A 12,642-nucleotide genomic window follows, 5' to 3' on the forward strand; every position below is an offset into this window, starting at 1 on the left:
TCTCCCCGGAAATCCGGCTGAAAACCCGATCATACCGGCGCGACGCCGTGCTCAGACGAGTGCGCCGTTGCGCGCGACGATCGCCCCCGACGATACGACGAGACGCCGCACCGGCCGCGCGACGACGGCCTCGGCGAACGTCAGCGCGTCGACGAGCACGACGTCCGCACGGCTGCCCGGCTGCAGCCCGTAATCCGCGAAACCGCAGCCGTGCGCCGCACCGTGCGTCACGCAGTCGAGCGCGACTTCGAGCGCATCGTCGCGGCGGAAATCGTTGCGCATGCCGATCAGCATCGCGCGTTCGAGCATGTCGGGCGAACCGTACGGCGTCCACGTGTCGCGTATGCCGTCGTTGCCGCCGATCACGATCACGCCCGCCGCCCGGCACGCGGCGACCGGCGGCACCGGCACCGCCGCCGGCGCGGTCGTGACGATCGCCACCCCGAGCGCGGCCATTCGCGCGAGCAATGCATCGCGCTCGCGCTCGGCGAGATCGCCCAGGCAGAAACCATGACTGATCGTGACCTTCCCCTGCATGCCGAGCGCGGCCGTGCGCTGCAGGATCAGGTCGAGCGAATACGCGCCCATCGACCCGCGCTCGTGCAGATGGATATCGAGCCCGCGGCCGTGACGCTCCGCGATCGCGAACAGCACGTCCACCGCCTCGACCGGATCGCCTTCGATCGCGCACGGATCGAGTCCGCCGAGCAGGTCCGCGCCGGCGCCGAGCGCATCGGACAGCAGCGCATCGGTGCCCGGCCGCTTGAGTACGCCCGACTGCGGAAACGCGACGATCTGGATGTCGACTTGCCCGCGCAGCGTCTCGCGCGTCGCGAGCACGCCGTGCAGGTGGCGCAGGCCCGCTTCGGTATCGACGTCGACGTGCGTGCGGATGCGCGTCGTGCCGGCCGCGAGGAAGGCTCGTGCCAGCGCGAGCGACGCGGCGCCCGCGTCGTGGCCGCTCGTCGCGCGATAGTGGCGTTCGTTCTCGATGCGGTCGACGAGACGCGGCCCGACCTGGTTGCGATACCACGGCATCCCCCAGTGCGTCTTGTCGAGGTGCGCGTGGCCTTCGACGAGGCCGGGCAGCGCGAGCGCGCCCGCGCCGTCCTCGATCGCGCAGCCGGCGGGCGCGTCGAGCGACGGGCCGACACGCGCGATGCGGTCGCCTTCGATCAGGATGTCGAGTGCGGTGTCGGCGCTCGTGCGGACGTTGCGGATCAGCAGGTTCGTCATGTCGATTCCGGTGAAGTCGGTCAGTGCAAGGCCGGCACGGCGCATGCCGTGCCGCCGGCCGGTGGGTCAGCGCGTGAAGCGCAGCGACGGCGCGAACGGCGCCCCCGTATCACTTTCGCCGCGGCGGAACACCCAGCGTTCGGCCGGCACGCCGGCGACGGCCGCCGCCGCGTTCGGCGCGCGCACCGCGACGAAACTCGCATCGCAGCCCACCGCGATGCCGTAGTGCGCGTTGCCGATCACGCGCGCGCCGGCGTACGTCGCCATGTCGAGCGCGATGCCGAGCGCTTCGTCGGTGTAGAAACCCGACCGGTAGCCGACCATCATCGCGCGCTGCAGCATGTCGCCGTTGCCGTACGGCCACCACGCGTCGCGAATGTTGTCGTTGCCCGCGAACACGTGCACGCCCGCGTCGCGCAACAACCGCACCGGCGGAAACGCGCAATCGCCCGGCGCATTCGTCAGGATCGATACGCCCGCTTCGGCCAGCGCCGCCGCGGTGCGCCGGACATCGTCATCGCTCACCTGGCCGAGCGCGTACGCATGGCTCACGTTCACGCGCCCGCCGAGCCCGGCCGCACGCGTGCGCGCCGCGATCCGCAGCAGTTGCGCGATGCCGATCTCGCCCGGCTCGTGCAGGTGGATGTCGATCTTCGCGCCGCGTTTCTCCGCGATGCCGAACACGATGTCGAGCTGGCCGTCCGCGTCGCCGTCGAGCGTCGTCGGATCGATCCCGCCCACGACGTCCGCGCCTTCGCGCACGGCCGCGTCGAGCATCGCGGCCGTGCCCGGGCACGTCACGACGCCGGCCTGCGGAAACGCGACCAGTTCGATGTCGACGATCCCGCGCCATTGCTCGCGCGCGGCCATCACGGCCTGCAGGTTCGACAGGCCCGTCGTCGCATCGACGTCGACGTGGCTGCGCATCGCGATCGTGCCGAATGCGGCGGCCTGCGCGATCAGCGCGTTCGCGCGCTCGACGATCGGCGGTGCGGCGGCAAGCTGGCGCTTCTCGACCGCGAGCCGCTCGCGCAGCGAACCGACCGATTCGTGCGGCACCCAGCGAGCGCCGACGAAGCTCTTGTCGAGGTGGATGTGGCCGTCGACGAAGCCGGGCAGCACGACGCGGCCGTCGAGGTCGATGGTCTCCGCGCCGGGCGCGGCTGCGCAATCGGCGCCGATCGCCGTGAAGCGGCCGTCGCGGACGACGAGGTTGACGGGCTGGCCGCCGGCATCGACGGCGTTGATGAAGAATCGTTCGGTCATGGCCTGGAAGGTGGGGCGGTCGCGGCGCGCCGCCGGCGCGGATAGGGGAAGGAACCGCAGCCGGCGCGGCGCGACCACTGGCAGGGAATCCGGCCACGATATCGGACGCTGCCGCCCGCGGCCAATTAAATGTCGCGATGCCGCGCATTCGATTTCGCGATGTGTGCCGCACACGCCCGCCGGGTCTCGCGTGACGCAGGGGTTCGATCGCAACGGAGGGCCGACACGCCGCATGAAACAAGCGGGCCGCATCACTGGCACGCGGATGACTGGAAGCCGCTTCGCGCCGTTGTCGGGCCTGGCTCGAACGCCGCGCCGGCGCAGCGATTTACGCGGCAACAGACTTTACACGTTGTTACCCGGCCGCACCGGACGCGCATCCGGCCATTCCTTATACTCACGCCGAGTTCGCCACCCATGACGGGAATCCATCGGCGGACACGTTGCCGATGCAGGAAACATCATGATGCGCATGCCCTCCACGAAGACCGTTCTGTTCGCCTCGCTCGTCGCCGTGGCGGCGCTTCCCCTGACCGCCTGCGTCGCACCCGGCTACTACGGCGCGCAGCCGGGCTATCCGCAGCAGCAGCAATACGCGACGCCCGGCTACGCGCAGCCCGCGTATTCGCAGCCGGGCTACGTGCAGCAGCAACCGGCGTATCCGAACCCGGCGCCGCAGCCGTACGATCAATACGGCAACCCGTCGCAATACGGCTCGCAGCCGTATGACCAGTACGGCAACCCGCAACAGCAATACGCGAACCCGTACGGCGCGCAATACGGCACCGTCGCGAACATCCAGCCGGTCAACGGCTCGGTCGGCCCGTCGGGCGTGGCCGGTACCGTCGTCGGCGCGCTCATTGGCGGCGTGCTCGGCAACCAGGTCGGCCGCGGTCACGGCCGCGATGCAGCGACCGTCATCGGCGCGCTCGGCGGCGCGGTGGCGGGCAACCAGATCGGTCAGCAGATGGGTGCCGCGCAGGGCCCGAGCAGCTACCGGATCGACGTGCAGGTCAGCGACGGCTCGATGCGCTCGTTCGACGTGCAGTCGCCCGGCAACCTGCGTCCGGGCGACCGCGTGCAGATCAACGGCAATCAGCTGTCGCGGTATTGATTGATGCCCGTTGCGTGCGCGTGATCTGATCGCGCGCACGTCGTCCCTTCCGTCACGCCGGCACGGCCGCGTGACCCGCCATGCGCGCACGGCCCGCAACGCTCCGGCGCCGCCGAAATGCGCAATGCGCCGAACGGCGCCACGCGACATCCGAATTCCCATTAGGATGAGGACGATGCATCCCGCGGCTACGGCAGCCCGCGCCGGCATGCACGCCCCTCAACCGGAATCCCGCCGATGACGATCACGACCCGCCTGCTCGATGCGGCCGACGCCGCCCGTTTCCAGACCGTTCGCCTGCGTGCGGTCGATACCGCGCCCACGTCCTTCCTGCCCACGCTCGACGAGGAATCGCAGGTGCCAGTCGACGAATTCGCGACGCGCCTCACGCCGAACCACGAGCGCGCGGTGTTCGGCGCGTTCGACGGCGAGACGCTCGTCGGCATCACCGGCGTGCGCCGCGATGCACGCGCGAAGATCGCGCACAAGGCGACGATCTGGGGCGTGTTCGTCGAGCCCGCGTATCGCGGCCGCGGCATCGCGCAGGCGCTGCTCGAAAGCGCGACCGAGCATGCCGCGCAGGCGTGGCAGTGCAAGCAGCTGATGCTGTGCGTAAACGAGGTCAACGGCAACGCGGAGCGGCTGTATGCGTCGCAAGGGTTCGTGCGGTTCGGCACGGAGCCGCGCTCGATGTTCGTCGACGGCCGGTTCTACGACGAGCACTACATGATCAAGACGCTCGCGTAACGCGTTCACGTTCGTCCGCTTCCGTATTTGCCGTTGCGTTCGCGTGCATCGGCCGACCACGCCGCACGCGAATGCCCTTCCTCCCTCGCCTCATGGCATCGCCGCTTGTCGGTGATCGTCACGTTCGTCGGCGTCATCGCGCTCACGTTGAACGTTTGGACCGGCCCCGGCGATGTGACTGTCGGCGTGCGCGTTGCGACGGGCGTGCCGAAGTCGCAGTTGCCCGTCGTCGCGCCGGGGATCGGCCGCACGGCAGGCGTGGGCGGCGTGCCGTTGCAGTCGGACGCGACCCGGCCCCTGCGCGACGATCGCCTGGAAGCGTGGTGGGTCCCGCCGTTCGGCGTCAATTCATACGTCGTCGTACCGCATCACACCGTCCAGGCAGGATCATATCAAGGCAGATTCTTGTCTTCGACTGCACTCTCATTGGGTCGATGCTATGAATGTGTGCGCACACTCACTTCTGACAGACCGCCTCTAAAGATACGTTGTCGTACCTTTATGCGCAAAAACTTCAGCTAAAAATCCTCGTCGGATTCGATCGCCTCCCGCGCCAATTCGCGCGCCGGTCAGTATCCGGCATAGCTTCGATTCACTCGCGCCATCTTGAAATCGAACAGGACGCGCCCGGGCGTTCCCCCGCCATCACGCCTCGGGAATTCCGCCCCTGTTCAGCCCCCTGCCGCCCGCGCTATCGTTTCTCCTTGTTCACAGCCCAGGAGCTGCCTTTGCCTTCCCGCCACGGAGTCGACCTCATCCGCGCCCGCGCCTTGTTCGATCGCGAGCGCCAAGCGTTCACCGAAGCCATGCCGGTCTCCCGCGCGCTGTCCGCGGAAGCGTCCGAGCACCTGCTGTTCGGCGTGCCGTTGCACTGGATGCAAGACTGGTCGACACCGTTCTCGCTGTATGTGAAGGAGGCGCGCGGTGCGACGTTCACCGACGTCGACGGCCATCGCTATGTCGATTTCTGCCTCGGCGATACGGGCGCGATGTTCGGCCACGCGCCCGAACCGGTCGCCCGCGCGCTCGTCGAACAGGCCACGCGCGGTTATACGACGATGCTGCCGAGCGAAGACGCCGCATGGGTGTCGCGCGAACTCGCGCGCCGCTTCAAGCTGCCGGTCTGGCAATTCGCGCTGAGCGCGAGCGACGCGAACCGCTTCGTGCTGCGCTGGGCACGCGCGGCCACCGGCCGCAACACGATCGTCGTGTTCAACGGCTGCTATCACGGCACGGTCGACGACGTATTCGTCGATCTCGTCGACGGCCGCCCGGTTCAGCGCGACAGCCTGCTCGGGCAATCCTACGACCTGCTCGCCAACACGCGCGTCGTCGAATTCAACGACCTGGCCGCGCTCGAAGCCGCATTGAAGGATGGCGACGTCGCGTGCGTGCTGGCCGAGCCCGCGATGACGAACATCGGGATGGTGCTGCCCGACCCGGGCTTCTGGGCGGCCGCGCGCGAACTGACGCGCCGCTACGGCACGCTGCTCGTGATCGACGAGACGCACACGATCAGCAGCGGCCCCGGCGGCTATGCGGTCGCGCATGCTCTCGAACCGGACATGCTGGTGGTCGGCAAGCCCATCGCGGGCGGCGTGCCGTGCGCGGTATACGGCTTCAGCGCCGAATTCGCGGAACGCGCGAAGCAGGCCAAGCTGAACGCGCCGCCCGGCCATTCGGGCATCGGCACGACGCTTACCGCGAACATGCTCGCGATGCATGCGATGCGCGCGACGCTGGCCGACGTCGCGACCGACGCCGCGTATGCACACATGTTCGAACTCGCCGCGCGGCTGGCGACGGGGCTCGAGCAGGCGATCGCGAAACACCGGCTGCCGTGGTGCGTGACGCGCATCGGCGCGCGCACCGAATTCCAGTTCGCGTCCGCGCCGCCGCGCAACGGCACGCTGGCCGGCGCGCAACTCGACAGCGAACTCGAGCACATCGTGCACCTGTACCTGCTGAATCGCGGCGTGCTGATCACGCCGTTCCACAACATGATGCTCGTGTGTCCGCAGACGACGGCCGACGATGTCGACCGGCTCGTCGCGCAGTTCGACGCGTGCCTCGGCGAACTGGTGTGACGTGACGACGCGCGGGACGGTGCTCGCGCGAGCGCGTACCGTCCCGCAGCACGCGCTACGCGGCCCGCAACGCCCGCCGCGCCACTTCCGCGAAATACCGCGCGCCCACCGGCAGGATCGCGTCGTTGAAGTCGTACGTCGCGTTGTGCAGCGGCACGCCGCCGAGGCCACCCGCTTCACCGTTGCCGATGAACACGAAATTGCCGGGCACCGCCTGCAGGAACGCGCCGAAATCCTCCGAGATCATCATCGGCTGCACGTCCGCATTCACCGCGGCAGCGCCCGCGACCTGCGCGGCGGCCTGCACGGCCGTGTCGACCCACTCCGGCGAATTCACCGTCGGCGCGAACTCGTGCGTGTACTCGAACGTGCAGGTCGCGCCATGCGTGCGGCAGATTCCTTCGCTGATCTCGCGCATCCGCGTTTCGAGCAGCGCCTGCACGTCCCGCGAATAGCTGCGCGTGTCGCCCTTGATCGTCACGGTTGACGGCAGCACGTTGCGCAGCCCGTCGGTGATGAACTCCGTGCACGAAATCACCGCCTGCTGGCCCGGGTCGAGATTGCGCGACACGATCGTCTGCAGCGCGAGCACGACCTGCGCGCCGATCACGATCGGATCGATGCCCATGTGCGGCCGCGCCGCATGCGTGCCGCGCCCGTCGATCCGGATCACGAAATTGTCCTCGCTCGCCATGATGCCGCCCGCGCGCGTCGAGAACGTGCCCGCGCGCATGCCGGGCATGTTGTGCGCGCCGAAGATCGCGTCGACCGGAAAACGCTCGAACAATCCGTCGGCCATCATCGCCTTCGCGCCGCGGCCGTGCTCTTCCGCCGGCTGGAAAACGAAACGCACGGTGCCGTCGAAATCCTTGCGCTCGGCCAGCAGTTGCGCGGCGCCGAGCACCATCGACATGTGGCCGTCGTGCCCGCACGCATGCATCTTGCCCGGCGTGCGCGATGCATGTTCGCGGCCCGGCGCGTGCTCGGCGATGTTCAGCGCGTCCATGTCCGCGCGGATGCCGATCGCGCGCTTGCCGGTGCCGGCCGTCAGGTTCGCGACGAGCCCGGTGCCGCCGATCCCGCGATGCACGTCGAGCCCGAGCGTCGTCAGGATGCGCGCGACGTAGTCCGACGTGTTCACTTCCTCGAAACCCGTTTCAGGATACTGGTGCAGATGGCGGCGCCAGGTCTTCAGTCGCGCCTGCAGCGTGCTTTCCTCGATTGTTTCCATTGCGTTCGCCTCGTCGGTCGTCATGTCGTTCAGGCCGCCACCGCCACGCGGTCCAGCCAGTCGCGCTGCCGCGCGCGCACCGCGTCGGCCGTCTCGCCGACGCAGTGCCGGTAAACGGACGGCGCCGTCGCGCCTTCCGTATTGATCGCCAGCACATGCGCGTTCGCGTCGAGCCCGGCCTGCCGCGCGAGCGCCGGGTCGCGCATCAGTGCCGTCAGGCCAGCCACGCCGGCCGCGCCCGATTCGCCGGCGACGACCGGCACGTCGCGGGCGCTGCCGGCCGCAAGGCCGCGCATCGCCTGCACCGCGTCGTCGTCGTCGATCAGCATGAAGTGGTCGATGCACCTCTCGAGGAAATCCCATGCAAGCGGCGACGCCTCGCCGCACGCGAGCCCGGCCATCACCGAATCGACGCTGCCGGTCGCCTTCGTCGCACGGCCGGCCAACGCGCTCTGGTACAGGCAATCGGCCTGGCGCGGCTCGACGACGACGAAGCGCGGCCGCCGCACGCCGTCGCGTTCCCAGAGATAACTCGCGACGCCCGCGGCGAGGCCGCCCACGCCGCCCTGCAGGAACACGTGCGTGAACGGTCGCCCGTCGTCCTGCGCCGCCTGCGCGGCCGCTTCGGCGGCGATCACGCCGTAACCCTGCATCACGTCGCGCGGAATCGCTTCGTAGCCGTCGTACGACGTGTCCGACACGACATGCCAGCCGTTCGCCTGCGCGAGCTGCGCCGCGCAGACGACCGATTCGTCGTAGTTCCCCGCGATGCGCACGATCCGCGCGCCGTACGCCGCGATCGCGCGTTCGCGCTCGGCGTCGACGTTCGCGTGCAGCACGATCACGCAGCCGCAGCCGATCGCGCGCGCGGCGGCGGCCAGCGCCCGGCCGTGGTTGCCGTCGGTCGCGCTGATCACCGTCAGGTCGGCCAGCTCCGCCGCGTACGCGCCGGTGACGAGCCCGCGTGGCTCGAGATCCCGCGTGCGCCGCAGCCGCTTCACGAGCCGCACCAGCGCGATCGGCGCGCCGAGCGCCTTGAAGCTGCCGAGCGGCGAGCGGCACGACTCGTCCTTCACGCGGACGCTCGCGACGCCGAGCCGCGCGGCAAGATCGGGCAGCGCGCGCAGCGGCGTGCGCGCGTTGCCGACGAGCGGCCAGTGCGACAGCCATGCGCCGCTTTCGTCGGCCGATGCGATGTTCATCACGCGACGCAGCGCGTTCGGATAGGCGGTGCGCGACGCGCGCGGGTTGGCGATCAGCATGGCGAAAGGCTCCGGGGGCAGGACCGCGCGGGCGGTCCGTCGGGTGGGTCGGATCGGGCGAGCGCCAGTTGCGCTCGCCGTCGGTTCGAAAAATAATATTGCGCGGACCGGTCAATAAAATCGCCAAATCGACGGCTTCAACGCAAAAATTTCTCATTCTTTCGAGGGCTCACGCGCGATCATGACGACCCCACTCGATGCGTTCGACCGCAAGCTGCTGGCGGAGCTGCAGCGCGACGCGCACACGCCGCAGGCCGAGCTCGGCGCGCGCGTCAACCTGTCGACCGCCGCCGTGAACCGGCGGCTGAAGCGCCTCGCGGAAGACGGCGTGATCGAGCGCTATACGGCCGTGATCGCGCCGGACAAGGTCGACCATCCGCTGACGATCGTCGTGAACGTCGAGGTCGAGAGCGAGCAGATCGATCAGCTCGATGCGATGAAGCGCGCGTTCGAGCGCTGCCCGCAGATCCAGCAGTGCTACTACGTGACGGGGGAATGGGATTTCGTGCTGATCCTCGCGGTGCGCAACATGGATCAGTACAACGCGCTCACGCGCGAGCTGTTCTTCGCGAACAACAACGTGAAGCGGTTCAAGACGCTGGTGAGCATGAGCCGCGTGAAGGTCGGGCTCGACGTGCCGCTCGATCTCGGCGAGTAAGTACGCGCCTGCCGGCAAAAATGAAACGGCCGGCGCGAGACTGCCCGCGCCGGCCGCTTCCCGTCGACGGCTACGTCAACGACAACTGAAGCTCGCCGCCGAATTCACGTCGCCCGAGCCGTTGTAGCGCGCGACCTGCGGATACGGGCACAACGGCCGCGTGCGTCCCGCGCCCCACGAGGCAGGCACGTCCGCATTCGGCACCGCGTTGGTCGTGTCGCGCGCGGCGGCCACGATCGCGGCAGGCGCCTGGCCCTGCTCGACCCACGCGACGAGCGGCGTCAGCATGTCGAACTGGTCGGCCGCCGGCCCGCCCGAACAGTGGTTCATCCCCGGCACCGGATAGAACCGCGCGAAATCCGACGCATCGCCGCCGTTCGCCTGCGCGACCTTCGCATACCAGTCGCGCGTATCGTTGAACGAGAACACCGGGTCGCCCGTGCCGTGATAGACGAGCAGCTTCGCGCGGCGCGCCTTCAGCGCGGACAGGTTCGTCTCGTCGGGCGGCGTCATGAACGACCATGAAGATTGCGTGTACACGCCGTTCGTCGCGAAGATCGCCGGTGCATCGTTGTCCATGTCGAAGCCGAGCGCGAAACCAGGCAGGTTCGCGAGCGCCGCGGCGGTTTTCGGCGGCGTCATGAACGTGAACGCCATCGCGGCCGGATCGAGCGAGACCGAATTCGACTGCTTCCACGCGGCCCAGCCGCCGCCGGCCACGCCCGGATCGTACGGAAAGCTCGCGTAGAGCGCCGTGCCCGCGCTGTTGCGCGCCCCCGTGAACACGTTCTCCAGCGCGGTCTTCTGCGCGGGCGTGAGGCAGGCGCCCGTGCGGGTGCCGTTCGCGCAGGTCGGGATATCGGCCTCGACGCTGAAATGCGCCTGGCACGCGGCGACGTCCTGCACCATCCCGTCGGCCGCGCCGTCGAGCGCATCGCATTTCTCGAGGATCTTCGCGCCAACGAACTGCCGCTCCGCATCGTTGAAGCCGCTGCGGATATCCGGCAGCCCGTTCGCGCCGGTCGCCGACGCGATCTTCGCGAACTGCTGCGCGCCGTACATCTCGCCGATCGCCGCCTTCGGCAGATGGAAACCCGGATCGCCCGCGATGATGCCGTCGTAGTCGGCCGGGTTGCGCACGGCGGTGACCATCGCGTGACGGCCGCCGTTCGAGCAGCCGCCGAAATAGCTGCGATCGGGCGCCTTGCCGTACGCGAGCCGGATCACCTGCTTCGCCATCGGCGTGAGCGCATCGACCGCGCCGTAGCCGTAGTCGATCCGCGCCTGCGGATCGAGGCCGAACAGCGGGTTCTGCGCGGCGCTGTGCCCGGAATCCGAGCTGATCACCGCGAAACCCTGGTTCAGCGCGTCGGTCAGGGGCCCGCCGCCGCCGATCTCGCCGGTCGCTGTCACGACGTTGCCGTCGAGCCCGCCGTTCGCCTGGTAGAAGAAGCGGCCGTTCCACGCTTTCGGCAAGCGCATCTCGAAGCCGATCGCATAGGTCTTGCCGTCCACCGCGCTCACGCGCTCGTTCATCTTCCCTTCGATCACGCAGTGCTCGGCGATCGGCTTGCCGGCCACCGTCAGCGCGCCGGCGGCCGCGGTCGTCACCGACGTGAACGACGTGTTCGCATACGCGAGCTTCGCGGCAAGCGCGTCGCAGGTCTGCGCCATCGCGGCCGGCGTCGCGGCGCTCAGGTGGGTCGGCGTGGAACTGACCGAGTCGTCGCCACCGCAACCGGCGAGCATGGCCGCCGCGGAGAGCGGCGCGATGCAGAGGAATGCAGATTTCCTGTTCAAGATATCTCCCGTTTGTCTGGCTGCCGGATCAGAACATGTGCCGCACGCCGACCATCGCGCCGAGCTGCCCCATCCCTTCGCCCGGCGTCGTGCCGGGCCCGCCGCCGCTGACCGCGTAGCGTGCGTGCGCGCTGTTCCACAGATACGACGATTGCGCATAGACGGCCGTGCGCTTGGTCAGCAGATAGGTCGCGCGCAGCGTCGCCATCGTCGCGCGCGTGTCGTGCGCGGTGTTGACGATCCGGTAGCCTTCGCCGTCGACGACGAAATCGGGCTTCACCGCATACGACGCGCCGACGAAGAACAGGTCCGAATGCGCGCCGGGCGCGGCCGGCGAACCGGTCGACACGCGCCGCCCGATCCAGCCCGCGCCGATCCGCGCGCCGGCGGCCTGCGCGTACGCGCTCACGTGCGTGCGGGCATCCTTGCCGCCGCTGCTGGTGAAGGCGACGGGGGCGATGCCGTCGAAGAAGTTGGCGGCCGCGCCGGTGCCGCCGCGCTGTTCCTCGTACGACGCTGCCGCGCCGAAATACGCGCTGTCGTACTTGAGCATCACCGACCAGTTGCGGCACTGGGTGGCATCGCCCGGCACCTGCCCGGCGCACGTCCCCTGCCCCGGCGAGTTGCCGGTGCCCGCGCCGTCGCGGCCGAACGAATACGCGGCGCCGAGCGTCACGCCTCGATAGGTGCCGAGGTAGGTCACCGCGTTGTCGGCGCGGCCGTTCGGCACGTAGGCGTCGAACGAGCCGAGCCCGTAGATGTCGGGGCCGATGATGTCCGCGCCCTGCAGCGCGAGGTAGGTCATCGTGTACTGGCGGCCGAACGCGAGCGTGCCGAAGCCGCCCTTCAGCCCGACGAACGCCTGCCGGCCGAACAGCCGGCCGCCCTGGCCGAGATCGCCGCCGCGCACGTTGAAGCCGCTTTCGAGCGTGAACACCGCCTGATAACCGCCGCCGAGATCCTCCGTGCCGCGCAGCCCCCAGCGCGACGGCAGCTCGCCCGTCACGCCCGGCATGCGCACCACGTGATCGCCGGCCGCGTTCGCGTGCGACACGAACTCCACGCCCGTGTCGATGATCCCGTACAGCGTCACGCTCGACTGCGCGTGTGCGCCGGTTGCGGCGAGCGCGCAGCATGCGCCGGCGGCCAGCAGGCCGTTCCTTGTCTTCGTCTTCATATCGTTGCGTCTCCAGACCATGTTGAATGGCGCGCTCTGACGGCGCGTATCGAAAAAAGCGAAA

The 12,642-nt window shown here is 69.2% G+C and carries 10 protein-coding genes and 1 pseudogene; 4 read left to right on the forward strand and 7 right to left on the reverse strand.

The window, feature by feature from the left end; genetic code table 11:
• Nucleotides 1-51 precede the first annotated feature (51 nt).
• Together HWX00_RS22840 and HWX00_RS22845 are read right to left on the reverse strand one after the other, a co-directional pair.
• Entirely contained in the window at nucleotides 52-1,236 is a 1,185-nt protein-coding gene (locus HWX00_RS22840) for an amidohydrolase family protein (RefSeq protein WP_175027389.1), read from the reverse strand.
• Between the two features lie 66 nt (nucleotides 1,237-1,302).
• Nucleotides 1,303-2,502 carry an amidohydrolase family protein gene (locus tag HWX00_RS22845; RefSeq protein WP_124670751.1) on the reverse strand — a complete coding sequence of 400 codons (1,200 nt, stop codon included), beginning with the start codon at nucleotides 2,500-2,502 and terminating at the stop codon, nucleotides 1,303-1,305.
• A gap of 463 nt (nucleotides 2,503-2,965) precedes the next feature.
• Here HWX00_RS22845 and HWX00_RS22850 point away from each other — a divergent pair, with 463 nt between their 5' ends.
• Nucleotides 2,966-3,616 (forward strand): outer membrane lipoprotein, encoded by a 651-nt coding sequence (locus HWX00_RS22850; protein WP_049031241.1) that lies wholly within the window; start codon nucleotides 2,966-2,968, stop codon nucleotides 3,614-3,616.
• Between the two features lie 237 nt (nucleotides 3,617-3,853).
• Nucleotides 3,854-4,363 (forward strand): GNAT family N-acetyltransferase, encoded by a 510-nt coding sequence (locus HWX00_RS22855; protein ID WP_034187608.1) that lies wholly within the window; start codon nucleotides 3,854-3,856, stop codon nucleotides 4,361-4,363.
• 101 nt (nucleotides 4,364-4,464) lie between these two features.
• On the opposite strand, the pseudogene HWX00_RS36940 reads toward HWX00_RS22855, so the two are convergent.
• Nucleotides 4,465-4,681 (reverse strand): annotated as a pseudogene (locus HWX00_RS36940) (endopolygalacturonase); the annotation flags it as partial.
• Nucleotides 4,682-5,091: 410 nt separating this feature from the next.
• Here HWX00_RS36940 and HWX00_RS22865 point away from each other — a divergent pair.
• Nucleotides 5,092-6,450, forward strand: coding sequence for an aspartate aminotransferase family protein (locus HWX00_RS22865; protein ID WP_034187607.1), 1,359 nt, complete (start codon nucleotides 5,092-5,094; stop codon nucleotides 6,448-6,450).
• A 55-nt stretch (nucleotides 6,451-6,505) separates the two neighbouring features.
• Here HWX00_RS22865 and HWX00_RS22870 read toward each other — a convergent pair whose 3' ends face one another.
• Together HWX00_RS22870 and HWX00_RS22875 are read right to left on the reverse strand one after the other, a co-directional pair.
• Nucleotides 6,506-7,681: a M20 aminoacylase family protein gene (locus tag HWX00_RS22870; RefSeq protein WP_175027387.1), complete on the reverse strand. Its 1,176-nt coding sequence runs from the start codon at nucleotides 7,679-7,681 to the stop codon at nucleotides 6,506-6,508.
• 29 nt (nucleotides 7,682-7,710) lie between these two features.
• Nucleotides 7,711-8,943 (reverse strand): diaminopropionate ammonia-lyase, encoded by a 1,233-nt coding sequence (locus tag HWX00_RS22875; protein ID WP_175027386.1) that lies wholly within the window; start codon nucleotides 8,941-8,943, stop codon nucleotides 7,711-7,713.
• Between the two features lie 181 nt (nucleotides 8,944-9,124).
• Between HWX00_RS22875 and HWX00_RS22880 the strand changes: the two genes are divergently transcribed.
• Nucleotides 9,125-9,601: an Lrp/AsnC family transcriptional regulator gene (locus HWX00_RS22880; protein ID WP_059559204.1), complete on the forward strand. Its 477-nt coding sequence runs from the start codon at nucleotides 9,125-9,127 to the stop codon at nucleotides 9,599-9,601.
• Nucleotides 9,602-9,676: 75 nt separating this feature from the next.
• Here HWX00_RS22880 and HWX00_RS22885 read toward each other — a convergent pair whose 3' ends face one another.
• Both HWX00_RS22885 and HWX00_RS22890 read right to left on the reverse strand, forming a co-directional pair.
• The gene (locus HWX00_RS22885) at nucleotides 9,677-11,401 is read right to left on the reverse strand and encodes a tannase/feruloyl esterase family alpha/beta hydrolase (RefSeq protein WP_049033783.1); all 1,725 of its coding nucleotides are present in this window, start codon (nucleotides 11,399-11,401) and stop codon (nucleotides 9,677-9,679) included.
• Between the two features lie 28 nt (nucleotides 11,402-11,429).
• Nucleotides 11,430-12,578, reverse strand: coding sequence for a porin (locus HWX00_RS22890; protein ID WP_034187604.1), 1,149 nt, complete (start codon nucleotides 12,576-12,578; stop codon nucleotides 11,430-11,432).
• Between the last annotated feature and the right edge of the window lie 64 nt (nucleotides 12,579-12,642).

This window comes from Burkholderia seminalis DSM 23518 (genome assembly GCF_902832885.1).
Lineage (GTDB): Bacteria > Pseudomonadota > Gammaproteobacteria > Burkholderiales > Burkholderiaceae > Burkholderia > Burkholderia seminalis.